The sequence below is a fragment of the Neisseria sp. Dent CA1/247 genome (assembly GCF_022870825.1).
Taxonomy (GTDB): Bacteria; Pseudomonadota; Gammaproteobacteria; order Burkholderiales; family Neisseriaceae; genus Neisseria; species Neisseria zoodegmatis.
Window position 1 is genome coordinate 475,186 of record NZ_CP091522.1, and the last position, 24,175, is coordinate 499,360.

General features: G+C 43.4%; 22 protein-coding genes and 2 pseudogenes. 9 read left to right on the forward strand and 15 right to left on the reverse strand.

Annotated elements, in window-relative coordinates:
* Positions 1 to 151 precede the first annotated feature (151 nt).
* Positions 152 to 517, reverse strand: coding sequence for a hypothetical protein (locus LVJ85_RS02375; protein ID WP_244741145.1), 366 nt, complete (start codon positions 515 to 517; stop codon positions 152 to 154).
* A 240-nt stretch (positions 518 to 757) separates the two neighbouring features.
* On the opposite strand from LVJ85_RS02375, the gene LVJ85_RS02380 reads away from it, so the two are divergent.
* From LVJ85_RS02380 to LVJ85_RS02395, 4 genes are all read left to right on the forward strand, one after another.
* Entirely contained in the window at positions 758 to 1,171 is a 414-nt protein-coding gene (locus LVJ85_RS02380; RefSeq protein WP_082403087.1) for a helix-turn-helix domain-containing protein, read from the forward strand.
* A 146-nt stretch (positions 1,172 to 1,317) separates the two neighbouring features.
* Complete coding sequence (locus LVJ85_RS02385) at positions 1,318 to 3,930, forward strand: type VI secretion system Vgr family protein (RefSeq protein ID WP_244741147.1); 2,613 nt, start codon at positions 1,318 to 1,320, stop codon at positions 3,928 to 3,930.
* Between the two features lies 1 nt (position 3,931).
* Positions 3,932 to 5,353 carry a hypothetical protein gene (locus LVJ85_RS02390; protein WP_244741149.1) on the forward strand — a complete coding sequence of 474 codons (1,422 nt, stop codon included), beginning with the start codon at positions 3,932 to 3,934 and terminating at the stop codon, positions 5,351 to 5,353.
* Between the two features lie 17 nt (positions 5,354 to 5,370).
* Complete coding sequence (locus LVJ85_RS02395) at positions 5,371 to 6,465, forward strand: PoNe immunity protein domain-containing protein (protein ID WP_244741151.1); 1,095 nt, start codon at positions 5,371 to 5,373, stop codon at positions 6,463 to 6,465.
* Positions 6,466 to 6,695: 230 nt separating this feature from the next.
* Here LVJ85_RS02395 and LVJ85_RS02400 read toward each other — a convergent pair whose 3' ends face one another.
* The 4 genes from LVJ85_RS02400 to LVJ85_RS02415 are packed head-to-tail and all read right to left on the reverse strand — an operon-like array spanning position 6,696 to position 11,253.
* On the reverse strand, positions 6,696 to 8,810 hold the full coding sequence (locus LVJ85_RS02400) for an ATP-binding cassette domain-containing protein (RefSeq protein ID WP_244741153.1): 2,115 nt from the start codon (positions 8,808 to 8,810) through the stop codon (positions 6,696 to 6,698).
* Positions 8,800 to 9,879 carry a ThiF family adenylyltransferase gene (locus LVJ85_RS02405; RefSeq protein WP_244741156.1) on the reverse strand — a complete coding sequence of 360 codons (1,080 nt, stop codon included), beginning with the start codon at positions 9,877 to 9,879 and terminating at the stop codon, positions 8,800 to 8,802. The genes LVJ85_RS02400 and LVJ85_RS02405 overlap by 11 nt, the downstream gene beginning before the upstream one ends.
* Entirely contained in the window at positions 9,872 to 11,014 is a 1,143-nt protein-coding gene (locus tag LVJ85_RS02410; protein WP_244741158.1) for a ThiF family adenylyltransferase, read from the reverse strand. The genes LVJ85_RS02405 and LVJ85_RS02410 overlap by 8 nt, the downstream gene beginning before the upstream one ends.
* Before the next feature lie 50 nt (positions 11,015 to 11,064).
* The gene (locus tag LVJ85_RS02415; RefSeq protein ID WP_244741160.1) at positions 11,065 to 11,253 is read right to left on the reverse strand and encodes a hypothetical protein; all 189 of its coding nucleotides are present in this window, start codon (positions 11,251 to 11,253) and stop codon (positions 11,065 to 11,067) included.
* A 155-nt stretch (positions 11,254 to 11,408) separates the two neighbouring features.
* Between LVJ85_RS02415 and LVJ85_RS02420 the strand changes: the two genes are divergently transcribed.
* Positions 11,409 to 11,597, forward strand: coding sequence for a hypothetical protein (locus LVJ85_RS02420; protein WP_244743258.1), 189 nt, complete (start codon positions 11,409 to 11,411; stop codon positions 11,595 to 11,597).
* Here LVJ85_RS02420 and LVJ85_RS02425 read toward each other — a convergent pair.
* The 7 genes and pseudogenes from LVJ85_RS02425 to LVJ85_RS02455 all read right to left on the reverse strand — a co-directional run bounded on the left by LVJ85_RS02425 (position 11,508) and on the right by LVJ85_RS02455 (position 18,280).
* A pseudogene (locus LVJ85_RS02425) lies at positions 11,508 to 12,092 on the reverse strand (IS1595 family transposase). The gene LVJ85_RS02420 and the pseudogene LVJ85_RS02425 sit on opposite strands and share 90 nt — an antisense overlap.
* 273 nt (positions 12,093 to 12,365) lie before the next feature.
* Entirely contained in the window at positions 12,366 to 13,256 is an 891-nt protein-coding gene (locus LVJ85_RS02430; RefSeq protein ID WP_244741164.1) for a hypothetical protein, read from the reverse strand.
* A gap of 152 nt (positions 13,257 to 13,408) precedes the next feature.
* Positions 13,409 to 13,729 (reverse strand): hypothetical protein, encoded by a 321-nt coding sequence (locus LVJ85_RS02435; RefSeq protein ID WP_244741166.1) that lies wholly within the window; start codon positions 13,727 to 13,729, stop codon positions 13,409 to 13,411.
* 27 nt (positions 13,730 to 13,756) lie between these two features.
* On the reverse strand, positions 13,757 to 14,836 hold the full coding sequence (locus LVJ85_RS02440; RefSeq protein ID WP_244741168.1) for a TniQ family protein: 1,080 nt from the start codon (positions 14,834 to 14,836) through the stop codon (positions 13,757 to 13,759).
* Positions 14,833 to 15,717 carry a TniB family NTP-binding protein gene (locus LVJ85_RS02445; RefSeq protein WP_244741170.1) on the reverse strand — a complete coding sequence of 295 codons (885 nt, stop codon included), beginning with the start codon at positions 15,715 to 15,717 and terminating at the stop codon, positions 14,833 to 14,835. Before LVJ85_RS02445 ends, LVJ85_RS02440 begins: the two co-directional genes overlap by 4 nt.
* A 15-nt stretch (positions 15,718 to 15,732) precedes the next feature.
* Positions 15,733 to 17,637: a Mu transposase C-terminal domain-containing protein gene (locus tag LVJ85_RS02450; protein WP_244741172.1), complete on the reverse strand. Its 1,905-nt coding sequence runs from the start codon at positions 17,635 to 17,637 to the stop codon at positions 15,733 to 15,735.
* Positions 17,624 to 18,280 carry a TnsA endonuclease N-terminal domain-containing protein gene (locus LVJ85_RS02455; protein ID WP_244741174.1) on the reverse strand — a complete coding sequence of 219 codons (657 nt, stop codon included), beginning with the start codon at positions 18,278 to 18,280 and terminating at the stop codon, positions 17,624 to 17,626. The genes LVJ85_RS02450 and LVJ85_RS02455 overlap by 14 nt, the downstream gene beginning before the upstream one ends.
* A 235-nt stretch (positions 18,281 to 18,515) precedes the next feature.
* On the opposite strand from LVJ85_RS02455, the pseudogene LVJ85_RS02460 reads away from it, so the two are divergent.
* The 4 genes and pseudogenes from LVJ85_RS02460 to LVJ85_RS02475 form a co-directional block, all read left to right on the forward strand.
* Positions 18,516 to 19,163 (forward strand): annotated as a pseudogene (locus LVJ85_RS02460) (ATP-binding protein); the annotation flags it as partial.
* A gap of 111 nt (positions 19,164 to 19,274) precedes the next feature.
* Positions 19,275 to 20,108, forward strand: coding sequence for an SPOR domain-containing protein (locus tag LVJ85_RS02465; RefSeq protein ID WP_244741176.1), 834 nt, complete (start codon positions 19,275 to 19,277; stop codon positions 20,106 to 20,108).
* 16 nt (positions 20,109 to 20,124) lie between these two features.
* Entirely contained in the window at positions 20,125 to 20,841 is a 717-nt protein-coding gene (locus LVJ85_RS02470; protein WP_244741178.1) for a thiol:disulfide interchange protein DsbA/DsbL, read from the forward strand.
* A 70-nt stretch (positions 20,842 to 20,911) separates the two neighbouring features.
* A complete protein-coding gene (locus LVJ85_RS02475; RefSeq protein WP_244741181.1) occupies positions 20,912 to 21,739 on the forward strand; it encodes an undecaprenyl-diphosphate phosphatase in 828 nt (275 codons plus the stop codon).
* A gap of 211 nt (positions 21,740 to 21,950) precedes the next feature.
* Here LVJ85_RS02475 and ubiM read toward each other — a convergent pair whose 3' ends face one another.
* The 3 genes from ubiM to rplU all read right to left on the reverse strand — a co-directional run bounded on the left by ubiM (position 21,951) and on the right by rplU (position 24,043).
* On the reverse strand, positions 21,951 to 23,135 hold the full coding sequence (gene ubiM, locus LVJ85_RS02480; protein ID WP_244741183.1) for a 5-demethoxyubiquinol-8 5-hydroxylase UbiM: 1,185 nt from the start codon (positions 23,133 to 23,135) through the stop codon (positions 21,951 to 21,953).
* Between the two features lie 307 nt (positions 23,136 to 23,442).
* Positions 23,443 to 23,715 carry a 50S ribosomal protein L27 gene (gene rpmA / locus LVJ85_RS02485; RefSeq protein ID WP_004284028.1) on the reverse strand — a complete coding sequence of 91 codons (273 nt, stop codon included), beginning with the start codon at positions 23,713 to 23,715 and terminating at the stop codon, positions 23,443 to 23,445.
* A gap of 19 nt (positions 23,716 to 23,734) precedes the next feature.
* Positions 23,735 to 24,043 carry a 50S ribosomal protein L21 gene (gene rplU / locus LVJ85_RS02490; protein ID WP_095197892.1) on the reverse strand — a complete coding sequence of 103 codons (309 nt, stop codon included), beginning with the start codon at positions 24,041 to 24,043 and terminating at the stop codon, positions 23,735 to 23,737.
* Positions 24,044 to 24,175 lie beyond the last annotated feature (132 nt).

The following is a 24,175-nucleotide window of genomic DNA, read 5'->3' on the forward strand; positions in this document are numbered from 1 at the left end:
TTTTCTTTCCTTGTCATGGATAACTGTATATTTCATTAGAGAATTATGTGGGGTTCCTACCCATCAGTTATTATTAGTTATTTAATTTTGCTACTTTTTCCCTTTCAGCTTTTCTGATTCCACGCGATTTCGGATGGGAGCGGTTTCTTGATTAAAAGAAATGTTTCCATAAACGGTAGACCCCGAAAGTCAAGCCGTTGATTAACACGAACAACAAGATGGCAATGGTGCCTTCGCTCAAGCCTTCGCCCGGATAGCTGTGGGCTTTGCGGGTTTCATACAGACTTTGTCTGAATTTGTCTGAAAGATCCTGTCTCAACCGTTTCATAGATTCTTCATGCTCGCGCTTAAGCAATTCATCCGATTGATTCAGTATTCTTTCACCTGCCTCATCGTTATGCCATACATTCATTGGGTCTAAAGAGGCATAAAGCGGATCGTCTCTAGGGTAGGGATCGGTTTCGATGATCTCGTTTTTGACGTCGGAAAAAGTATGGTTATCGTACAGATCAGTCATTTTTACATTCCTTTATCGTGTGAGCCTGTTCCTTGAACATCCTTTCTTTAATCAGTTCTTTGATGAAATTGCTTTTGTCTGGATCGGCATAACAAACTCAATATAACGTGGACAATTGGGGTTCCATTACTTAGAATGTTTCGTAATTTATAAAATTACGAACTAAAGTGTATTTACTTAAATCCCTAGCTGCCAGCGACTAAAAGTGCAGCAGCTGGACTGAAAGTGATTGATATACATATGGGATTACATGAAAAATTACGTTTCTTCAGAGAAAGCAAGAACTGGACGCAAGAAGAGATGGCTGAAAAATTAGGCTTATCACCCAGCGGCTATGCCAAAATCGAACAGGGTAAATCTCAACCGAACGTACAGCGTTTAAAAAGTATTGCCGATGTTTTGGGAATTGATCTGTTTGACTTGATGCCGGACGATGATAACAACATGATTTGCCTAATTAACGAAGGCGATTTGAAACAAGGCCATAATTTCTATAATGGAAATCATGGCTTGGTGATGGAAATAGAAAAACTCCAATTGCAATTGCAACATGCAAGCAGTTTATTGGCTGAAAAAGAATTGATGATTGAGCAACTAAAATCACGTGTGGAAATGCAGCAAGAGATGTTGGATTTGCTCAAGAAAAACAGTTGATAAATCTTTCCGCTAAGAGTCGAGATGATGAGGCCGTCTGAAATTTCAGACGGCCTTTTGTCATATGTAAATGGAAAATAAATATCCGTTCTGCTATATTTCCAAAGCATAATCTCCTTTATACACACCGCTCTGGAACGCCCGCGATGACCCAAACCCAATCCTACCATCTGAGCTTTTCCCGCTTCGCTCCCTCCCTCTCCGTCGTCTCCTTCACCGCCACCGAAGCATTGAATACGGCCTACCGTCTCGACATCGAGCTCACCTCAGTCGATGCCGACCTGCCGCTGTCGTCGTATATCAACCAAGCGGCCAAGTTTACGGTGACGCCGGTAAGCTCTGATGCGTTGGGACTGATCGAAGGGATGATCGCACCCCAAGCGTTGAAGGAATGGAGCGGCATCATCACTTCGTGTGAGAAGCTGTCGGTATCGGCCGACGAGACCCGTTACCGTATGGTATTGGAACCGCGCATCGCCGCATTGAAGCACCACCGCACTTCGCGTCTGTTTCAAAACCAAAACGTGCCCGACATTATTGCCGCACTGTTGAAACACCACGGTTTTGCCGGCGTCGATTTCCGTTTCAACACTTCACGCGAATACGGTGTGCGCGAGTATGTGACCCAGTATCAGGAATCCGACTTCGCCTTTCTCAACCGGCTGTGCGAAGAAGAAGGCATTTGGTATGCCTTCGAGCAGAACGCCCAGTATGGCGATGTGGCGGTATTCGGTGACGATGCCGCCCATTATTTTCGCGGTAATACCTCTCCCTATCCCTACCGCCCCCACGGCGGATTGGAGAGCGTCGGACGGGAAGCGGTGTTTGCCTTACAGGTAAAACACAATCCCATCCTCGAATCCATCCGCGTCGGTGACTACAACTACCGCGATGCCGATACCGACTTATCGTCTGCAGTAACGGCCAAGGGTACGGAAACCGACAGCAGCGTCTTACTCGGCAGCGACAGCCATTGGGGTTTGCATCACAAGACACCCGCAGAAGCGCAACTTCAGACGGCCTTACTGCAACAGCTCGACCACAGCCGCCGTATTGTTGCATCCGGCAGCGGCAACATCACCGCCCTCAGCCCCGGCCAAGTGTTTCAGACCGCCCCGAGCTTCAGCGAAGCGCCCAACGGCTGGTTGGTGGTGTCGCTCACCCATAGCGGCAGCCGCGACCAAGCATACAGCCACCGCTTTAGCGCCATCCCCGCCGACAGCATCTTCCGCCCCGAACGCACCACCCCGCTGCCGAAGATACAGGGCAGCCTACCCGCACGGGTCACCAGCCCCGGCAACTACACCTACGCCTATATCGACAACATGGGGCGCTACCGCGTCAAACTGCCGTTTGATCTCGACGAATGGAGCCCGGGCGGAGAAAGCCGCCCCATCCGTCTGGCCAAACCCTATGCCGGCCCCGACTACGGCCAACACTTCCCGCTCCACGAAGGCACCGAAGTGATGCTGTCGTTCGTACAGGGCAATCCCGACAGACCCTACATCAGCGGCGTGATGCACGACAGTTCCCACCCCGACCACGTTCCCGCCGACTGGAACACCCGCAACGTCATCCGCACTTGGGCCAACAACAAACTGCACATGGAAGACAAACAGGGGCAGGAACACATCAAACTGGCGACCGAATACGGCAAAACCCAACTCAACCTCGGCCATATCGTCGATAGTGAACGACAAAAACGTGGTGACAACGGCGAAGGCTTCGAGCTGCGTACCGACAGTTGGGGTGCGGTTAGGGCAGGGAAAGGCTTGTTCATCAGTACCGACGCCCAAAATCAGGCTTCGGGACAGGTATTGGATATGGATGCCGCCATCGCCCAGCTCGAACAAGCAATCTCCCTAGCCAAAAGCCTCAATAAAGCCGCCCACACTGCAAAAAACGAAGCCACCGAAGCCGAAGCACAGGCAGGCCGTCTGAACGACAGCTTCAAACAACTGCAACGCTCCGGCATCATCCAATCCGCCCCCGACGGCATCGCTACCGCCACCCCGCAAAGCCAATTGCATACCGCCGGCCAACACATCCACCACATCAGCGGCGGCGACACCGACATCAGCGCCGGCCGCAACTTCACCGCCCATGCGGTCGGAAGTGTCAACCTGTTCGCGCAGAGCAAAGGAGCGAAATTACAGGCCAATCAGGGCAAAGTGGAGATTCAGGCACAGAACGACGAGATGCAGATTAATGCGCTGAAAGACGCCACCATCACCAGCAGTGCCGGCAAAGTGACGGTGGCGGCGAAAGACGAAATCCTGCTGACCAGCGGCGGGGCATACATCAAGATTAAAGACGGAAACATCGAACTGGGCTGCCCGAAGATGGTGTGGGTGAAGTGTGCGGGGTTTCAGGTGATGGGGCCGAGTTCATGGACGATGGATATGGCTAAATTTTCCATGCACAAAAATGATTTTGAGCTGTTTTACCATGATGCAAACCTCATGCCGATAGGCAATGCGTCATACAGGATTGTATTGGCAAACGGACAGGAATATAGCGGAAAACTGGATAAAGATGGCAAGGCAGTTTTGAAAAATATCAACGCCAGCGAAGCAGAAGTGTATTTCGGCTATTCGGAAGATGAGGTGAAACTACCAGAAATTGATGTTGGGCTGGATTATTCTGAAGAAGGCATCAGGCAACAGTTGGCAGAAATGGATGCGGATATACCCGGCTCGGATTTGGACGCAATACTTTCAGCTTTTCTGGACACGGATTTGGATTACACGGAGAAATAAGATGGCGTTGACAGAAAAAGAACAAAAAACTATCCAATCGCTGTTGGTGGATATAGTTGCCGTTGTTCCACCCTTAAATATTGCTATGGGTATTAAAGACATTACTTCGGTAGGCTGGGATTTGTATCGTAAAAACTATAAGAACAAAGAAGAGGAAAACGCGCTTAAAGTCGAATTGATATTAGGTATTATTTGCTTGATACCGGGTGCTGGGGCTCCTGTTCGAACAACGTTTAAACAGCTGATACGTAATCCCGATGTTTATGCACCGTTGATGTTTGAAATCATCACGTTGATTATTGAAAAAGCGAATGTACAACTCAAAAAGAACGGCATACAACCTATTGCATTCAACCCTGAAGCACTATTGAACCAAATGGTTGATACAGGCCGTCTGAAAAGCTATCTCGAACAAGGCAGGCAAGCCGCATTGAAATCGGCTAAAGATAGTGTATTCGGCAGATGGTTTGACGTGTCGGGTACAATCAATACTTGTTTTGATTTTTTAGAGGGGAATCTAATCAGCTGTATTCAACTATTGCGACCGCATGTTTTAGGTGCCATCACAAAAAGTAAGGCACGTGTCAATAATTCAGCCATGCACCGAATACCTGATAAAAACACACCAAAAGCTCAACAAAACACGCCCAAAGTTCAAGAGAAAAGCGGTCAGGATCGGCCAACCAAAACGGTCAGCGCGGGGAAAATGAAAGAGCGGATTCAAACAGCTTATCCCAAACTCGCCAATTCTTTTGGTGGTGGTGTCGGTGAACATATCGCCGACTACTACTGTCTTGAAACTTTGGGTTGGGGTAAAGGTAGCTGGGTACGCCATGATGAATACACTAACGGCAAATGGAAAGCAGGTGCCGACGCAAGAAAATTGAATGACAGAGGCAAATTGAAGAAGTTGCAGCCGATAGGTAACGATATAGGTATAGACGGTTTTTGGAAGGCTAATCCTGCAACTAACGGCGGAAAACCGTATGCAGTAGTGGAAGCAAAGGCTTCGATGTCGCATATGGGACAACAGTCGAATTTGGCGAAGATGATGGGGGTGTTATCGACTAAAGTGAACGGAAAGCATGTAGTGCAAATGGATCATGCATGGATTACTCAGCGGTTGGAAAAACTGATGGGAGAAATGCCGGCAAGTATAAAAGCTGACTTTGGGAGAAAAACAAAAAATTGGAAAACGCTATACCGTAGACATGTTATCTTCACTACTTTGCAAGTGCCCGAGACCGACGGCTGGAAGCATGCCGAAGCCCTGTTAGACGGACATAGTGAAAGCAAGCACCGAAGCCACCAACCGACCAAACATATCAATAATGAACGCGAAATCTATGCCCTAATACGTACCGCAAGGAATAATGCGGAAGCTGAGGAAAGACGGCATAAGGCCAAAGGCAAAACTAAATAAACATAAAGGAAAAGAAAATGAATAATAATGAAATTGAATATGACCGTGATAAAGATAGACAAGGTCTGTTTGAAGAAGTATTTTTTAAAAAGTTATATTCAGACAATCTATGGTTGATGAACAAATGGATAAATGAAACGGAGAATGAAGAACCACTTGATTCACCTGATGCATTACCTGCCGAAATCTATCTAGTTGCAATGATTGAATACACCGCAGGCTTCCCCATCAAAGCCGTCAAACAACGATTCGCACAGGCCATAGAATACAGCCAGCTGTGTCTGGACATCAATGCAAAACATCCTGTCGATGATCCTGAACTGATTGAAGAAGGATGGACAATGTCTGTTTGGGGAAATGGTATCTCTTTAACGGAAAACCTGCCTAACGCTATCGGTCTGTGCATCTTGTTCGACCGTATCGACTGGTTGAATATCGTCAGAGAGTGCTACCTGATTGCCGATTGGGACGACCCCGCATTTAGTGCGCTGATCAATATGGTTATACCTACTGAATTCGATCCTAAGCAGAAATTCCCGAAAGGCGGCTTCAATTTCCGAAAGCCATTGTTGCAGGCAATTATGGCTGAGAGCAAAGAAGAAACGCTAAAACATCTCAATGCCTATCTTGCCGGATGGTATGAAGGCAACCGCAAAATCGGTAACAATGTTGATACCCATCTCGACCAAGACCCTGAGTGGGGAGGATATTACGGTTACTGGAGCTTTGAATCCGCTGCGGTGGCTTATTTGAAAGACATCGACGATACCGAATTGCGCCAATATCTCTACTATCCCAAAGATATGGTCGATTGGGCCAGAGAGCAACGCGGAATCAAACAAAGCGGAGAGCGGGATAACCGTTTGCCTCTGTTGCTTCCGAAGGGGGCTACCGCCCCGTTTGCAGGGAAATACGGAATAGATAACTTTATCGGCCATGAAATCATGGTTGAACAAGGCGAGCGTTTGCCAGCCGGACGTGTAAGCGCGCAATATGATGAAAATGGTGAACCGTTATACCGTGAAGATACGGTATGGCGGCTGTTGCAACGGGAAGATGGAGGCAATGTTCGGTTTAGCGAAGAAGAGTTAAAACGTTTGCAAAAACAGTAACGGAATAAGGTAAGGGGCTGAAGTAGATCAGCCCCATTTTTTTTGATAATTAATAATTTCTTTGTAGCCATAGAGTTTGTAAGACTTAGTCGGTAATGTAGCCAAAGTTGCCACACGATAGAAAATCGATGCTTGTTGCCGTTGGCAAAATACCTAAAGAAAAAATTTCTCAAAATTCCATCGAGCATTATGGTTTAATTATATTTAAAATCAATTGATTATATAAAACATTACAAGAATCGTTGTAAAATAATCTTTCCCCCTTCAATTCCTGCAGAAGGTCCTAATTTTATCTCATAATCCGCATAGCGAATAACCTCAGAACGATGTTCAATTAAGATAACAGCAGAGAATAAATCCGATTGTTTGCGAATGAAAGCTGCGACCTTATCTGCTGTTTCTGGATCTAAACCTGCAGCTGGCTCATCAATAATCAAAATTTTCTTTGTTTCTTTCTGCCGAGCAAGGTATCCGCATAATTTCAAACGGCGAATTTCTCCACCTGATAAAGTCTGCGTTTTGCGAGCAAGTGCTAAATGTCCTAAGCCTAACTCATTTGCTGTAGCTAGTATTTGTGTAAAACTTTTCAATGATTTGGGTAACAAAGATACAAGCTCGCCAATCTCAGTTTGATAAAAATCCAAAATAGATAATCCATCCACTTTTTGATGAATCACTAAGTTTTCTTCATCAAACAAATTTCCATTACACTGATGACAGTTAAGATATAAATCTTTATCAAATCCCCTTTCGTATTTAATGACGCCAATACCATGACAAACTTTACAACCTGCATTTTTATGCAAGAGGAACTCATCTTCATGCAAGCCAGTCTGTTTAGTAAAATATTCTGCAATTATTTTGTTAACCTTCAAGGTAGAAGCTAACACTGAACGTGCAGAGAAATGGCTATTCTTTTGTGTGATGTAAATCGCTTTTTGATTAGTTTCAATCCATTTTGCTAAGCTAGATTTGCCACTTCCCGATACACCTGTAAACGCAGTAATAGATTTCTTGGGGATATTTACCACTTGATTGTGCAAATTGTGCTTATTAATTCCAGTAAATTTGAAAAAGTCTTTAGTCTTGCGATGTTGAACAGGATTATCAGAAGCACAAATGTTCTCTTTTTCACAAAGATAACCACCTTGGCTACCTGCAAATCGCCCAATATGAATCTGATAATCCGCTTTTTCAATAAAGTAGCGATTATGCTCCACTAACACCACCGTATTTTTTTCTGCAAGTTGTTTTAGTTTGCGCCAAATGATCGGGTATGACTCATCGCTTAATTGTGATGAAATTTCATCAATCACAATCAACACTCCCGAAATCTCTGAATTTAAGATACGGCTAAATTTTAGTTTTTGCAATTCACCACCAGATAAAGACGGAATGGCACGAGACAGATTCAAATAACCTAATCCCATTTCACAAATACCAGCTAGTACACGGTACAGATAAGAGAACGCAGTTTGATGTTTCAAGTTATTTTTTAGCTCACTAATAGGTAAGCGTAAGAAATCGACAAAATCAATATTTGCTACTTTTTGATGCTGATAAACCGCTCTATCTACTTTACTTCCGAAGCAATGAGGACAGATTCTCATTTGCGTAAAGTCGATTGTTGCATTTGAATTCAATTTGGATTCTGCACAAAGCATTACACCTCGATAAGATATTCTTCTTTGCTTATATTTACCATTATGCTTAAAACGTACAACTAACTTTTCTTTGCTTGTTGCATAAAGTAATTTATTTTTATCACTTTCCGAAAGCAAATGATATGGCGTACTCATTGAGATAGATTCCGTTCTACAAAAGGCAATCATCAATTTGTAATACAATTCGGATAAATATCCTTTTTGCCATATTTTAAATGGATTTTCTTCAAGTGTTTTCTGCTTATCAATTAAATCAGTATCCGCAACTTCTGCTATTTCACCTAAACCGTTGCAATGCTTACATTCATTTTGTGGTTTATTAAGCTTAAGTAGTGTATATGGCATTGGATTATCTTGCTTAGCTGCCGAAATAATCTGTGCCATATTCAAAAACGAATAAAGCGTAGAACGTGGATTATTGTTTTTATTGGTTTGGTTAATCGCAATGCTGGGAATAATACCAGTATAGCCATCAAGTTGATAATCCTCGTTATCATTAAAACCATTCTCCATTGCTTCAAATTCATCAGCACAAAGTTGATGTAGTGTAGAAAAGGCTAACGAACTTTTCCCCGCTCCAGAACGCCCATAAATTGCTGTAATTTGATTTTTAGGAATCGATACAGAAATGTTTTTCAGATTATGTGTTCGTACTTGATAAAGCTCAATATTATTGCTCATTGCCACACCATTTACAGTTTTCTGAACGGTTTACTTGCATGACAGAAAAATTATGCAAAGCAGAATTAAATTCTATTCTCTTGTTAGCTTGTTGCAGTTTATCAGCTCTACCAATTAACAACTTAAATGCATCTAATGCAGCTAGATTAGATGCAATACCTGATAATGGTGCAAATGAACCTAATTTTCGATTTTCTCGATGTAGTTTTTTTACATTTTTCAAACTCGCATCATTTAAATTTTTCAAAAATAGATTAAAGCATTCAAAACAAGCTGTTTGAAATGGAATGATTGTTTGGCCGATTAGAGTTAAATGTAAGTTATAACCACCTCCAACGATATGAGAAATACGCTTTTTCATAGCATATTCCGCAACAATACGACTAGTTGTATCTACATTTGGCTCATCTGCACAGTTGATAATAAGATCTAAATATGTGGGTATTTCGTGCTTTTCAAAGAAGTCTTCAGTCAGAAAATCTTCAATAATCTTAATATGACAATTAGGATTCACAGCTAAAATTTCTTGCTGTAAAACTTGAGATTTCGGCTTACCAATTTGTTCTTCAAAATAATACTGCCGATGTAAATTGCTCTCATCAACATAATCTTTATCTACAAAAATCAAGTTAGAAACACCAAATTGTACTAATTGCATTGCAACGAAACTGCCTACTGCACCTAAGCCAATAATCATTACAGTTTTATTAGATAACTCTTTTACTTTGGTTATCACCTCACTTGTTGAATGGCAATAATCTTCCAGCAAATTTAACAAACGAATTTTATTTGCAACAAGATCTAACGGATATGGTACATCTTGATAAATCAAAATATGCTTTTGGTGTAAATAAGCCAATAATTTTTCTAACTGTGCTACATCACTGATTTGATATTTTTCACACACCTGCTCTATAGTCGTGTTACCATCAAAGCATTGTAACAGCATAACAATTTGAGGATTGTTCATTTTTAGCACAATGCTTTCACGTGTATTTGATTTGAAAAAATCAATATGTTGTTCTGTAGTAACAACACCTATCGAACGGCGTAAACGTAACTTATCCATTACATACCCCACAAAAATTAATTTGCTTGATCATTTCAAATGATGTCATTTCGCCCTTATTGATAAGATATTCATAACGCTCTGTTTTATAATTAAATGTCGTATCGCCGATTAAGAACTGAATGATTCTCAGACAACTTAAGTTGGCAGAGAAAAGTGACATCGCTGACAATCCACCTGACCCTCCAATATCAAAAAGCTGCTCATGGCTAATTGAGGTATTGTTTATTTCTTTTACTAACATATCAGGCTTTTCTACTTCAGAATAAATTGGTTTCCAGTCAGCCAATGCTTTTTGAAAGGTCTGTTGGCAACAATCAATACAAGGTGTCTGTGGCGGAAAAACTAACTCTCCCGAACTCATTAAATGAGCATCAAAACCGCCCATTATATACATTGGAATATTTTTCGTTTGTAAAAAACGTCCGATTTTTAAAGAAGTATGCCCAATATAAGGTTCATCACAACCGTTGATGACTAAGTCAACATCAGCTGTGATCCAGTGATTTAAATCAGTTTTTGGCAATAATTTTTCACGAAAAACTTTTGTTTCAACTTTGTAATTTATTTTCTTTAAATAATTTGCTAATACATCGGTTTTATAAGTACCAATATGGTTCAAACGACAAAATAAATGACGAAGGAGATCAGATTGGCGTACTTTTTTATCATCGATGAGTGTAAACTTTTCTACCCCCGCCCGAGCCAAAATTTCTGCTATTGCACCAGTAACAGCCCCACAACCAATAATCACAATATGTTTGGTCTGCAATTTTTGTTGTGATTCATTCCCTGATTGATTCAATACCATATCATCAAAATAAGCAATTTGACGAGAATATCGAGAGTTTTCAGTTACTTTATTATCTGTTTCATAGATAAGGTGCTTAGATTGCAAAAAATCTAATAATTTCAGTGCTTGTTTAGTATCAAAATGTCCTAAAGTAGTTAATAGTTCTGATACTGTTTGTTTTCCATTTAAACAAGCCAAAAGTGTGGCTACATTACGATGAGCTATGATTTCTAAACGCTCTCGCGTAGTCATTCGACTAAAAGTAACTACAACTTTGTCATTTTCCACTTCGGATATATAAACATCTAAAGTATCTTGTAATTTGAATTTTTTATTGAGCATAATAATTTTATAAAAAAGCCCTGCTTACAACAGGGCGAATAGAAAGTTGATTAGTATTGCAATACACCCGCATTAACTTCAAGGTACATATCCCAAGCATCTGTTGATGATGCTTCATCGTTGATTCTTGTACATACTCTTGTACAGCAATCACTACGCTGTCCAGAACAACCATCAGAGTATCGAGCCATTGTTGCTGCCTGTTGATTTACTACTTCAAAAGAAAGATCTAAATTCATTTTCTTATCCTTAATGATAAAATTGAAACATCAAACATGTATAATTTCTAAATAAACTATACTATTGTAATAGTACCATAGAAAATGATGTAGATATCAATTTCAAAAATACATGTTAACTGGAAAGTAATTTATAATCAGAATTGAGAAAAATCATGAGTGATTATTCATTTGTAGATGATGTGAACATTTTGATGATAGGAAACCTAAGAGAAACAGGGAACATTTTTTTACAAAGGCTTAGGAAACAAAGCTCATTTGAAAGGATCTTTCCGCAACATTCCCAGCAGCACTTTGTACAAATCGCCATGCCAGTGATTGAAGCGGAACTCGGTTTCTTTTAAATGCAGGTAAAACGTATGCTTAAGTACACCGTTAAACTGTACCAAGCGATGCTTCGCTAAGCCCATATCGACCAACCCATAATAACCACGCCATCCATCAGTATGGATGACGCTCTCAACAGAGATATGTCCCCTGATAACCTTTTGTAACGTTGCTTTTGAAGCATCCGAAATAATTTAGGTATAAACCTTGTCACCTCGTTTGAGTATGCCGAAAACAATCGTTTTACCGCCTGCACCTCGCCCGCGTTTGCCGCAGATAGGTTTGGCACCAAAATAGGATTCGTCCAATTTCACTATGCCGCACAAAAGTGTCTGCCGCTCACATTCGTCAGCCAAACGCAGACGCAATTTCAGGTATAGACTGCTTATAACATTAATTCCTCTCAGTTTGGCGGTACTGGAAACGGTCAGACCCAAGGCGAAAAGTCGCAGGATCTGGCGGAATTTGGGTTCGGTAATTTTTCTAAACTTTTGATACTTGTTTTTTTTAATTACATTTCAGAAGCCTATCACTGTATTTGGTAATTTTGCTTCCCAAACCTCTTGTTATTTTTTAAACTTTTAACTTTTGAGGCTTTTTTATTTTTTAAAAGTCATCAAGAATGCAGAAGGTTCGGTAAAACCGTGTTATTCATGAGAATACCTAAACATCAGAAAACAATCATTTCAGCAGAAAACAAAAGCAGTGCTTTTCCAATACATAATAAATACATCATCATAAATACATCATCTAAATCTGCTTACATAAAACTATCCTTATTAATTTCAATCGGTTATGATTGATACACTATAAACCTGCCCACTCTGCTCAATCCGGTACATATCTCCTACCTGAGTGATACGGCTTCTACTCTCCAATGCACATTTGTGAAAATAAGGCATAGCCATTTTGAGCCATATCCGTTGTTTGAAGGCACTGGGTTTTTCTCGGCATTTAATCATGTACGCGATGAGTTTGCGTTCCATAGCGGCTTTCTGTCGGCCTTGCTGCTGCCTTTTATTCACCACTGCTATCGCTTTTAGGTTCAGACCATACTCTTTATTTAAATGGTTGAGAAAGCCGGTAATGGCCGCCCTTTGTCCGGGTTTCTCTTTCAAGTAGGCATCCACGTCTGTTTGCGTGGGTAATCTACCTGTTTTTTCCAATAATCCGACTGCGGGTTGCAACGCCAAACGTACAGACTTCAACTTGGTTTTACCGCTTTCACATTTTTTCATCAGGACGTTTTGATAGCTTACAAATAAAGCTTTTGCTTTTGGAAGGTCTTTCAACCTAGCTTCAAATGCTTTGATTCTGTCTTGTTCGGCCAAATCAACTCTGACTGAATCGTCTACATCATTGTGCCAATTGGCTTCCATCCATTGTTTCACTTTTAGATATTGGCGCATCTTTTTCGGTTTGAAGTGCAACATAATCTCAGAATAAGCCGGTATCTCCGTCCATCGTTCGGACGCCTCAACGAAAAAAGGCAAGTAGCGTACTAATGTCATGGCCGCTTTATCATTGCCGATATCTTGGGCCAGCCATTCTGCAAATATTTCGAATTGCTTCTGCCAAACTTTACCGCGTATGTCAATCTTCAAAATATTTAAGCGTCGCGCGAGCTTCCCTATCCAATAACAGTCTTGGCAGATTTTACCGAAGCCGGCCGGCATATCTTGCCCGCATCGAGAGCATGGAATATTCCCTAGTTCTGCGCACTTTTTGCACATCAACCCGTTCTCGGTTTCTTGCAATGGACGGTATCTGCCGCAACTGGGACAGCTTTGATAGCCTTTGGCTGTTGAGTAGCAACTGGGACATAAACTCAAACCAAGGCCGTTTTTGTTGGTGTGGGAGAGTTTGTTTGATAATTGGCCACAACTTTCACAGGCTCTTTTTTCTCTGAAATATATGGCACAACAGTTACAAACGGGGCCATATTGGGTAATTTTACCCAATTTATATTTTTCTTTACCGCACCTAATGCAGGGTTTATCAACCCGACACCGATCACAGATGGCATCCGGTTGTCTTCGGGGAAGACGGTGTATATTGCCGCATTGGGCGCATGGTTTATGCTTAAACTCACGTTGGTAGCAAGTTTGGCAATAGCCTTCACCTCTGTAAACCCGATGAAAGTGAGCAATTTTCTTACCGCACTGACTACATTCGATCATGACAATATTTGCCTTTCCATCTTGCGTTGCAATCGTGCCCATTTCCGTCGGACGACGCTTTCAGAGGTGGGTTTGCTAGGACACTTGTTGGGACTGCAGTGATTCACGGAATTTATTGCCAAATGACTTAGCCAAGGTTGGAGTAAGGCGGTAGAAGAGCGACCGGCCGCTGAATAAATTGTGTTATAAGAAAGTCCATAACGCGTAGATACCCGCAACAAGTCCTCAGTGGATTGCCGCATCAAAATCGCGCAGCTTCTTAACAGTTCATGTCGTTCATCCGGAAATAAATGCTCGAAGTAGCCACCGCATCGGGTAGAAACGGGGTGGATACCGAAGTCACTCAAAAAATGTGTGAGCGTACCGTTTGGGAAATTTGTTGCGTCCCGGATAACGGAAACAAAATAACGGGCAGTTTCAAACCATTCTTGGGGAGTGACTTTTTTACCGTCAAAAACGGCTTCATTGTTTATCAAAATAGATTCGGCTGTTTTTTGAAAGTCCGTATCAACGGGAATTCCTTCCATATCTTTTAAGTCATAACCGCAATGACGGCAGACAGATATAAACTTCTCTAGGCCGATAAGTTTGCTAGGTATGAAGTACATACCGCATTCAGGGCAGCTATGGTGCATCTTGATGCCGTGATGCGTACAAGCTGTCGCCCAAGACATACGCCAATGGCGCCGAAGGTAAGGTGTCCCTTCCGCAAAACAATGCGGACAAAAACTCAGCCTAACCCCGTCACTCATCCTAGTCACATTAGATGGTGTAAACCAATTCCAATTGATTTTTTTGGGATTCAGATCCGCATTGGTATGGATCCGGCTCAAGTGGAATAACTGCATCTCATCCAATATATTTATTGGAATACCTGTCCGTTCCGAAAGCCTTCCCAAGAATTCTGTAGGCAGATAACGGTCAATATCCCGTGCCCACTTCCGCATAGGCCACCCGATATATCGGATCAGGGTCAATGTATCGCAGCCGTGATGTAGTGCAGTCCGTATTAGCCAAGAGGACAATGTTTCGTCAGGCAAAATGGCAGGAGTTCGCAGAAGCGGTTTTTTCATCATCGTATCCGCCTTTCTGTCGAAATATAGCGTTCTTGGTTGGCCAGCATTTCTGCCGTAATGGTTTCCTGATGATTTCTGATGGCCTCAACAGCACAAGCGCTCAACAAATTGCTCAGGTTGCCCAAATTACCTTTTGTCATCCGATGAATTTGGGAACTCAATGCTTTTTGCGAAAGCTTGGAAGGTTTTTTTAGCGGTAAACAGCTTTCGAATGTTGCGACAATTTCGCGGAATTCATCATTGTTTTCCCATAGCTCCAAATGGATGATGTCGAAACGGCTTCTGAATTGCGAATCGGTATAAAGTATGTCACTGGCACTCGGTGTTCCGACACCCACAATCGGAATTTGTAACTCGTTGCAAAGCCGTTTGAGGGCATTCATCATTTCCCGCTGTTTTCTAGCCGAACCACTGAACATAGAATGAAATTCATCAATAACCAGCATTTTGACGGCATAGGTGCGCATTAAATGAAGGCACTGGGTGTATAAGACTTCGGCAGTAGCGCTATCCCGATAAGGAGCCACCATCTTTTCCAAAATGGCTATGTACAAAGCTTTTTCACTTGCAGTGCTGGGAGCTTCAATTTTCACAATCGGAATAACCAAATCCATATCTTCCGTTTCGTATGGTTCCCCGTGAATACTGCAAAACTTATTGATCAATGTCGTTTTGCCATTGTTGGGTTCGCCGACTAAAAGCAGATTGGGCATTCTTGGACGCTTGGGGAAAGTCAATAAATCCTCAAGTTGCTGCAAGATGGCTTTAGCCTGTGCATGAGCTATCCAGCGGGGAGTTCTGGCGAAATTGATTCTTTCCGAATCGGAGGATGCAGCCACGATATGCCTGAATTTCGGATTAATATGTTCGTATTTTTCCATAACGCACATCCTTTTTTATTCAATGTCGTCACCGCTTAAGGGCTTCACAATATCGTCCGGTTTTTCTGAGATGAGAGGTTGTTCAATCGGCTGAGTATTGTCTATTGGAGGTGAAATAGCCGGTTCTACAGGTGTTGTGTTACGTTGATGAAGTGTTTTGCGCTGTTGAAGGCGTCGTGCTTTCTTAGTTTTGGCTTGTGCAGTTTCCAAGTGTTGCTGCATTTCTTTGATGGTGTCCAAAACTTGATACTCGTTGTAGTTCTTTCTGCCGCGATCACGCAGGCGTTGTTTGGCGTTTTTCAACTCCCATAGTGTCATGTGTGGGAAACTCTGATCGGCAGTATGAATGGGTATATACTGTTTGGAATCGGGTTGATAGAAATAAATCTTCGAAACATCACGAGGATCCCGCCGGAAAATAAACTTGCGGGCTTTACCGTTGTCGGTTAGTCCGATGTAGGGTAAGAGTACAAAATCGAAATAGCGCAGACCATCCCATGTCACTCCGGTGTTTTGTATGGTTCGCTCTGCATAAGGCATGAAATCCAACATGAGGGTTTCAGGGGAGGATGGGATGGGAGGCAGACCGCGCCCGATTGCTTCATCTGTACCGAAGATGCCTTCTTCCCATTTCGTTTCCGGCGACATTCCCAAAGCAGAATGGATTTTTTTGTGGTAGACATGGACGATCTGCTTTAACAGCCACGTTTCAAATTCATCAATAGTCAGGCAAGCATTTTTTTCGGAATCATAATTGTCTTTGTGTTTAACGTTGGAGAAGGTGGTGCCGGGTAATTGATGGACTTCTTCCATCATAGTGCCTATCAGCCGCTCAATGTGTCCGCCGTAATGAGGCGTTCTGACAGGACGAAACTCCAAATTGATGCCGTATTCGGCACAGGCTCTTCTAAATGTGTTTGAACGGAAGTCGGAGCCGTTATCTACATGGATTTTGTTGGGTAGTCCCCATACTTCCCATTTACCGCCAATCTTTTTTGCTTCCAACCAGCTTTCTTTTGGCAATACGGCATAGGAAACGCACAAACCCACCGAAGTCTCAGAAGGAGCATCCAGCGAAAGGTAGTAACCGCAGATCATGCGGCTGTAAACGTCAATGGCCAATGTCAGCCACGGTCTGCCTATAGGTTGGCGGGTTTTGTCGTCAACCAGAATGAGATCGACTTGAGTGTGGTCTATTTGGATCACATCCAAGGGATAGGATACGTTTGGGAAGTGCTTGGGCTTCGGTTGAAATTTGTTTGCTGCACGTTCGCGTTGTCCTCTTCTACTTAAAATTACTTTCTCTGATAATTCGTTCATCCGCTTACGTATGCTGTTATCAGCAGGCACAGGAATTTGGTGTCGATAACAGGTATTGCGTACTTGCTGAATAATTTTTGTTTGAGACAAGCGTTGCGGGGTAAGGTAGAAAGTTTCAATTACCTCTTTGATAATGTTTTCCTGTTCTTGGGAAAGTCTTGACTTGCCTGTTGTCCAGCCATCTTTTTGAGCTAATAGAGATGTCAGGCTGCCTGTAGCCTCATATTTTTTAACCCAACGATAAAGTGTAGGGCTACTGACTGAAATATCTTTTGCATACTGGTTGATGGCTGCTCGACCTTTGATTTCTCCTGATATGATTGGCTCAATCAGGGCGTATCTTTTTTCTGCTTGCAGCCATAAGTCATCATCAATACCGATTAAATCGGTATTGAAATCTGCCTCGGTTGCCGGCCCCAATTCTTGTATCGGTAAAACCCGACTATGACCGTTTTCGTTTTGAGCTTCGATAAACTGGAAATCAATTTGCCGCTTAATTTTGTATAGGGTATTCGTTGGAATGTGAACGACAATAGAATTAACAGACAAATCAATTTTTCCACGACTGCCGGAAACGTTATTTTCTTTATTGCTGTCCATGATATTCATCCATAACAAACAAAATACTGTCATTGCCGATAGGTGTGTTTAAATCGGTTTTTATTTTCCTATTCGCCAGTAAATGCCAAAGTAATTGCTTCCATCTAGCTTGTTCGCTTAGCGGAAATTCCAATAAAAAATCCGACACTGTTATCCCGCCTCTTCGTGCGATAAGGCGGTTTGCAGTATCGGATTCTGATGGTGTGATCAAGACGCGCTTAAAAGGCATCAGTCTTTTTATATTGTCTAAAGCTACTCCACGAATACGGTCTTCATCATAAATGTGGAAAGTGAAACCACGCTCTTTTGACCACCGGTAGGCAGCTTTCCATTTAGTCAACCATTTCCTCCAGTGTTTCTTCCACTTACACTTAGGTTTTATCTCGACCAACATTCCTTTTCCTGAACCGCCTTCATATAAAACCAAAAAATCCGGAGTATACTTATATTGGCGCACTCCCAAATAAAATGGTATCTGAACCGGTTGAGGTATAATTCGTACCACTAAGGCATTAAACTCCTGCAACATGATAAAATCGCGTTCTAATGATGATTCATAAGGCAGCGACTCATTTCCTCGGAAAGGATAATGGCCGGATACGCTACGATAAGTAGGACGAATTTTTCTTACTGACTGATACATAGCAGAACCCTTTGTTTTGTTTGATTAAAGTATAATACTGTCTCAAGGTATTCTGGTAAGTTTTACTCTGTCTCAACGTATTGTGGCAATTTGAAAGAGTGTCTCAGTGTATTGTGAAATTTTCCAAGAATGTCTCAACGTATTCTGAATTTTGTATCAGCGTATTCTGGTAAATTGAACAGTAAAATGGGGGTTAGAAAGGCGTTTTGTCTCAACGTATTCTGAATCTCACATAGGCGGAAATTCGGGGCCCGGCGAAATCTCGTTGGCACACAACGGAATTTTATTTTTAGATGAACTTCCCGAGTTTGACCGCAAGGTTTTAGAGGTATTGCGGGAGCCTCTCGAAAATGGCGAAATCCATATTTCACGGGCCTCGCATAAAGCGGTGTACCCTGCCAAATTCCAATTGGTCGCCGCTATGAACCCATGTCCGTGCGGGTATCTCGGCCATCCTTCCAAACCGTGCCGATGCACGCCGGAAAGTATTGCTCGTTACCGTGGAAAAATCTCAGGGCCTTTGCTCGACCGCATTGATTTAACCATTGAAGTGCCGGCACTTTCTTCCGCCGAATTGATGCAGCAGGAGCCGGGCGAAAGCAGCGCAGAAGTGCGCCGACGGGTGGAAGCCGCAAGAGAGTGCCAATATCAACGGCAGGGTAAGATTAATGCGGCGTTAAGCGTTACGGAACTGGACAACGCGGCAATGGTCTCTAAGGAGGCTGCGGAAACTTTAGGGAGTTTATTGGAAAAGTTGTCGCTGTCTGCTCGCAGTTATCACCGCATCATGCGCGTGGCACGCACTTTGGCAGACTTAAACGGCGATGAAACCGTGACCAAACAGCATGTGTTACGCGCAGTAAGTTTTCGTCGGGCTTTGTAAGCTTTTTGCTTCAAACATAATATGTTGCTAAAATGCGCCGTCTGAAAAACAGGCTTCTATCCCTTTCAGACGGCATCATGAAAGAATAAAGATAAGGTATTTAGGTGTTTTATGAATATACAGAAACCATACGGTAAAGGCCTTTCAGGTTTTATCTTGGGCTTGTTGCTGGCAACCGCCGTTATTGCGGGTATTGTATTCTTCATCAACAAAAGCAACGAAAAGGCGTTTAAAAAAGAAACACCTAAAGAGTTGCCTAAGCCTGAAATCCTCACACCTAAAAGCAGCGAACCTGTTGCACCGCCTGTGCAAACCAGTAGCGAACCTATTACCCAAGTTTCCGAACCTGTAGGCACGGTAGCTTCTCAAGAGCAAGAGGCATCTGCTCCTGAAGAGAAAGAAGCATCTACCGTTACAACCGAGCAGCCTGAAGCGCCGGTAAAAGAAGAGCCGAAATCTCAAACAGTCGCTCCGGTTAAACCGAAAGCCGAGCAAAAACCTGCGCCGGAAGCGAAAAAGCAGCCTCAGAAAAAGCCTGAAGCGAAGCAGCCTGAAAAAGTGAAAAAAGAAGAACCCAAAAAAGCGGCCAAGCCTTCTCCCGAGCAAATTTTGGAAAGCGGCAGCATTGAAAAAGCCCGTGAAAAAGCGCGTGCGGAATCGGCTAAAAAAGAGGCTTCCCAAAAAGCGGAAGCCCGTCAATCAGGCAGCAGTGAAGGCGGCCGTATCGTATTGCAAATGGGTTCTTTCAACAATCGTGAAAGTGCCGAGTCGCACCGCGCTAAACTTGCCATGATGGGTGTATCAGGCAATGTGATTGAAGCAGAAGCCAACGGCAAGCGCGTTTACCGCGTTCAAAGCGGCAAAATGAACAAAGAAGCCGCTAACCGTACCCAACAAACCCTGAAACAAAACGGTGTAGATAGCTTCGCCCGTACTGTTAAATGAAATATTAGGAATGCACATGAAACTGAAAACCGTATTACTGACTGCTATTGCCTCAATGACCTTGGCTGCAAACGCTTATTCAGCAACAGAAGGCACAGATTACGTTGTTCTGCCGAAGCAGATTCCCCAGCTTCAGGACGATAAAATCGAAGTGTTGGAATTTTTCGGCTATTTTTGCGTACACTGCCACCATCTCGATCCCGTTTTGCTCAAACACAGCAAAACTTTCCCCGCGGATACTTACCTGCGTACCGAGCATGTGGTATGGCAACCCGAGCATTTAGGCTTTGCCCGCGTTGCTGCCGCGGTGAACAGCTCCGGTTTGAAATATCAGGCCAATCCGGAAGTGTTTAAAGCAGTTTACGAACAGCGTATTAATTTGGCGGATACCAATACTTTCAAACAATGGGCGGAAAGCCAAAAAAGTTTTGACGGTAAAAAATTGATTGCCGCTTATGATTCTTTCAGCAATCCGGCACAAGCCAAGAAAATGGAAGAGTTGACCAATACCTACCAAATCAGCGGCACGCCGACGGTGATCGTAGGCGGTAAATACCAAGTGAAATTTACCGGTGATTGGAATGCCGGCATGAAAACCATTGATGAGCTGGTAGCCAAAGTGCGTAGCGAGCGCGGTATGAAAGCACCTTCGGCAAAAGCAAAAACTGCGGCGGCAGCCTCTTCTGCTTTGAAAAGCAAAGGCGCAATGATAGCCAAAGCCGCAAACAAATAAATACTGAATATCAATTCGGGCAGCTCTACACGGGCTGCCTTAACTGTTTCAAAGGCCGTCTGAAAAAATTATGGATATCTTATTGCTGTTGAAAGCCCTGATTTTGGGCATTATCGAAGGGTTGACCGAATTCCTGCCGATTTCGAGCACCGGGCATTTGATTGTGGTGGGGGATTTGATTAATTTCCGCAGTAATGGCAAAGTTTTTGAGATCGCTATTCAATTGGGCGCAGTTTTGGCCGTGATTTTTGAATACCGCCAACGCTTTACCCATGTTATTACCCATATCGGACGCGATCAGGCGGTTAACCGCTTTGTTGTGAATCTCGGAGTGGCTTTTATTCCTGCCGCAGTGGTGGGATTGATTTTCAGCAAACATATTAAAACGTTTTTGTTCAATCCGATTACCGTGGCAACTGCTTTGGTAATCGGTGGCTTTATTATTTTGTGGGTGGAGCGCAGGCAAAGGGTTGCCAAGCCTAAAGTGAACAGTGTCGAAGACATGCGAATGCGCGATGCTTTGGTGGTAGGCTTGGCACAGATTTGTGCGCTGGTGCCCGGTACATCACGTTCAGGAAGTACTATCATGGGCGGGATGTTGTGGGGTTTGGAACGTAAAGTGGCGACCGAATTTTCTTTTTTCCTCGCTGTGCCGGTGATGATTGCCGCCACAACTTATGATGTTTTAAAGCACTACAAACTCTTTAGCGCTCAAGATATCGGTTTGATTGTGATAGGTTTTGTATCCGCTTTTGCTGCCGGTTTGCTGGCAGTCAAGGCATTGTTGAAATTTGTGGCTACCAAGAATTATGTACCTTTTGCCTACTACCGCATCATTTTCGGCGGTTTGATTTTGCTGACTTGGAAAATGGGTTGGGTAAGCTGGACTGAGATGTAAAAAGGATTGTTCTGTTGAGTGGGAGGCCGTCTGAAAGCAGAGCTTTGGGAATCTTAAAGGTTTGGTTTTAAGGAAATCGCTTAGGGCTGACACAACAGAAATTGGTTTAAGTTAAAGTTTTGGTAAAGACTTCTTGTGAAAAAGGCTTTCTTGAAATGTTTGTTTCAAGAAAGCCTTTTTTCAGACGGCCTATTGTCCGCCAGACTGATCCTTAGCCGGTCAATTGCTGAGTAATCAGCTTTTTCAGCGGTGGAAGGTTATTGCTGACGCGCAGCACCAATCCACGCAGCAGTTTGGCTGGTGGAGTTTCGTTGGTGAATAGTTTCAATAGCATATTGGTACCGTAATACAGCGGTCGGGCGTGGAGAGAATGTTTGCTGTCATAGCGCGACAATAAAGTAGGCGAAGCAAAATCACGGCCTTGCTGAACCGCTTCAATAATCAAAGTAGCCAAGATATCGGCACTAGACAAGCCTAGGTTGAAACCATGTGCGGTAACGGGGTGCATACCCACGGCAGCATCGCCAATCAAAGCACTGCGTGTTCCGTAAAACCGTTCTGCCAGCATGCCTACTAAGGGGTAGGAGTGAATGGAGCTGACCAGTTCCATGTCTCCCAAGCGGCCGCCTAATTGTTGCTTGACGCTGGCGGCCAGCTCTTCAGGGGAGAGGCTTTGTATGGAGGAAACTCTGTCGCTGTCTACGGTGATAACGGTATTGGTTAGATGTTCTTCCAAAGGCAGCAGGGCAATCGTTCTGCCGTAATGGAAGCACTCAAAAGCCGTGTGGTGGTTGGATATAGTATGCTTCATGCGGCACAGAAACATAGTGCGACCGTAATCGTACATATCGGAGGCAATGCCGAGTTGGCGGCGTGTTTGTGAAAACCGGCTATCCGCAGCAATGAGCAGTTTTGAAGTGAGTATGCTGCCGTTTTCCAAAACAACCTCTGCTTGCTCTGTTGATGTTCTGACTTCTTTTACACCCATTCCGCAGATGAATTCAATATTTTCCGCTTCTGCGACGGCTTCGTATGATGCTTTGCGGATGTTGTGGTTGGAAATCAGATAACCTAAGCGGTCGGTCGGTTCGCCTCTGGCATGTGAGGGTTGGGGAAAATGAAGTTGATATTCGGAATGACCGTTCAATACTTTGGCATCACGCAAGGGGTAAATTTCGCTTTCAGGAATACGTTGCCATGTGCCCAATCGCTGCATGATTTCTCTGGACAGGTGGGTAAGTGCGATTTCACGACCGTCGTAGGGCGGATTTTGCAGTGTTTCCAGTGTGCTTTTTTCGATAAGGGTGATGCTCAATCCGCTGTCGGCAAGTGCGCGGGCGAAACTCAGCCCGGCTGGGCCGGCGCCGACGATGATAATATCGCGATTAGTGGTCATGGCGATTTCCTTTGAATGAAAGCAGTCAATAAATGAAAAATAAGGATGGCTGAAAGTTGAGCGGTTGCGTACAGAACTGTGTATGTTTTGTTTCTAAGTAAGTGTTCGTGTTAATTTTCAGACGGCCTTATGCGGATTATAGCGGATAAACGGTTTGATTTGCGGTATGCTGAAAATGATTATGGGAAGTGGGGTGCTGATAGTGGGGCTTTTTAAAGCGGCGATATCATGAATCATTAAAAAACCGCATATTAAGCAATTGAATGCTTAATGTGCGGTTTTAATTATGGTCAATTATATTGACAGGTTATTCGTCAGCGCCGGTATAAGGACGAACGCTCACGGTTTTGCGGTTCAAAGCACCTTTGGTTTTGAATTCTACATAACCGTCTACTTTGGCGAATAAGGTGTGGTCTTTACCCATACCTACGTTTTCACCGGCGTGGAATTTGGTGCCGCGTTGGCGGACAATGATAGAACCGGCAGGAATCAGTTCATTGCCGTAAGCTTTTACACCCAAGCGTTTGGCTTCTGAATCGCGACCGTTTTTAGAGCTACCACCAGCTTTTTTGGTTGCCATTTTCTTTACTCCTGATTAATTAAGCGATTGCCACGATTTCGATTTGGGTGAAATTTTGGCGGTGACCTTGGCGTTTTTGGTAGTGTTTGCGACGGCGCATTTTGAAGATACGCACTTTTTCGCCACGACCGTGAGCAACCACTTTGGCTGTCACTTTTGCACCTTCGATGAAGGGTGCGCCCACTTTTACAGATTCGCCGTCAGCAATCATCAAAACTTCGTTCAGTTCGATTTGGCTGTCGAGTTCGGCAGGTATCTGTTCTACTTTCAATTTTTGGCCAACGGTAACTTTGTATTGTTTACCGCCGGTTTTTACGACCGCGTACATACTCAACTCCATAAGGGTTTATAAAACATCCGCGCACCATGCGCAGAACTGCGTATATTAAGTATATTTTGCTGTTTTGTCAAAGTTTATTTGTTTGGTGCGGTTGTGCTGGGCTGATTGGAAGTGGAATGT

Bases quoted from the DNA above. Each gene is read 5' to 3' on its own strand.
- LVJ85_RS02395 (WP_244741151.1), top strand. From the start codon at position 5,371: ATGAATAATAATGAAATTGAATATGACCGTGATAAAGATAGACAAGGT.
- LVJ85_RS02380 (WP_082403087.1), top strand. From the start codon at position 758: ATGGGATTACATGAAAAATTACGTTTCTTCAGAGAAAGCAAGAACTGG.
- rplU (WP_095197892.1), bottom strand. From the start codon at position 24,043: ATGTACGCGGTCGTAAAAACCGGCGGTAAACAATACAAAGTTACCGTT.
- LVJ85_RS02410 (WP_244741158.1), bottom strand. From the start codon at position 11,014: ATGCTCAATAAAAAATTCAAATTACAAGATACTTTAGATGTTTATATA.
- LVJ85_RS02455 (WP_244741174.1), bottom strand. From the start codon at position 18,280: ATGTATCAGTCAGTAAGAAAAATTCGTCCTACTTATCGTAGCGTATCC.
- LVJ85_RS02430 (WP_244741164.1), bottom strand. From the start codon at position 13,256: ATGCCGGCCGGCTTCGGTAAAATCTGCCAAGACTGTTATTGGATAGGG.
- LVJ85_RS02400 (WP_244741153.1), bottom strand. From the start codon at position 8,810: ATGAGCAATAATATTGAGCTTTATCAAGTACGAACACATAATCTGAAA.
- LVJ85_RS02420 (WP_244743258.1), top strand. From the start codon at position 11,409: ATGAGTGATTATTCATTTGTAGATGATGTGAACATTTTGATGATAGGA.
- ubiM (WP_244741183.1), bottom strand. From the start codon at position 23,135: ATGACCACTAATCGCGATATTATCATCGTCGGCGCCGGCCCAGCCGGG.
- LVJ85_RS02405 (WP_244741156.1), bottom strand. From the start codon at position 9,879: ATGGATAAGTTACGTTTACGCCGTTCGATAGGTGTTGTTACTACAGAA.
- LVJ85_RS02445 (WP_244741170.1), bottom strand. From the start codon at position 15,717: ATGGAAAAATACGAACATATTAATCCGAAATTCAGGCATATCGTGGCT.
- LVJ85_RS02385 (WP_244741147.1), top strand. From the start codon at position 1,318: ATGACCCAAACCCAATCCTACCATCTGAGCTTTTCCCGCTTCGCTCCC.
- LVJ85_RS02390 (WP_244741149.1), top strand. From the start codon at position 3,932: ATGGCGTTGACAGAAAAAGAACAAAAAACTATCCAATCGCTGTTGGTG.
- LVJ85_RS02440 (WP_244741168.1), bottom strand. From the start codon at position 14,836: ATGATGAAAAAACCGCTTCTGCGAACTCCTGCCATTTTGCCTGACGAA.
- LVJ85_RS02450 (WP_244741172.1), bottom strand. From the start codon at position 17,637: ATGGACAGCAATAAAGAAAATAACGTTTCCGGCAGTCGTGGAAAAATT.
- rpmA (WP_004284028.1), bottom strand. From the start codon at position 23,715: ATGGCAACCAAAAAAGCTGGTGGTAGCTCTAAAAACGGTCGCGATTCA.
- LVJ85_RS02470 (WP_244741178.1), top strand. From the start codon at position 20,125: ATGAAACTGAAAACCGTATTACTGACTGCTATTGCCTCAATGACCTTG.
- LVJ85_RS02375 (WP_244741145.1), bottom strand. From the start codon at position 517: ATGACTGATCTGTACGATAACCATACTTTTTCCGACGTCAAAAACGAG.
- LVJ85_RS02465 (WP_244741176.1), top strand. From the start codon at position 19,275: ATGAATATACAGAAACCATACGGTAAAGGCCTTTCAGGTTTTATCTTG.
- LVJ85_RS02475 (WP_244741181.1), top strand. From the start codon at position 20,912: ATGGATATCTTATTGCTGTTGAAAGCCCTGATTTTGGGCATTATCGAA.
- LVJ85_RS02415 (WP_244741160.1), bottom strand. From the start codon at position 11,253: ATGAATTTAGATCTTTCTTTTGAAGTAGTAAATCAACAGGCAGCAACA.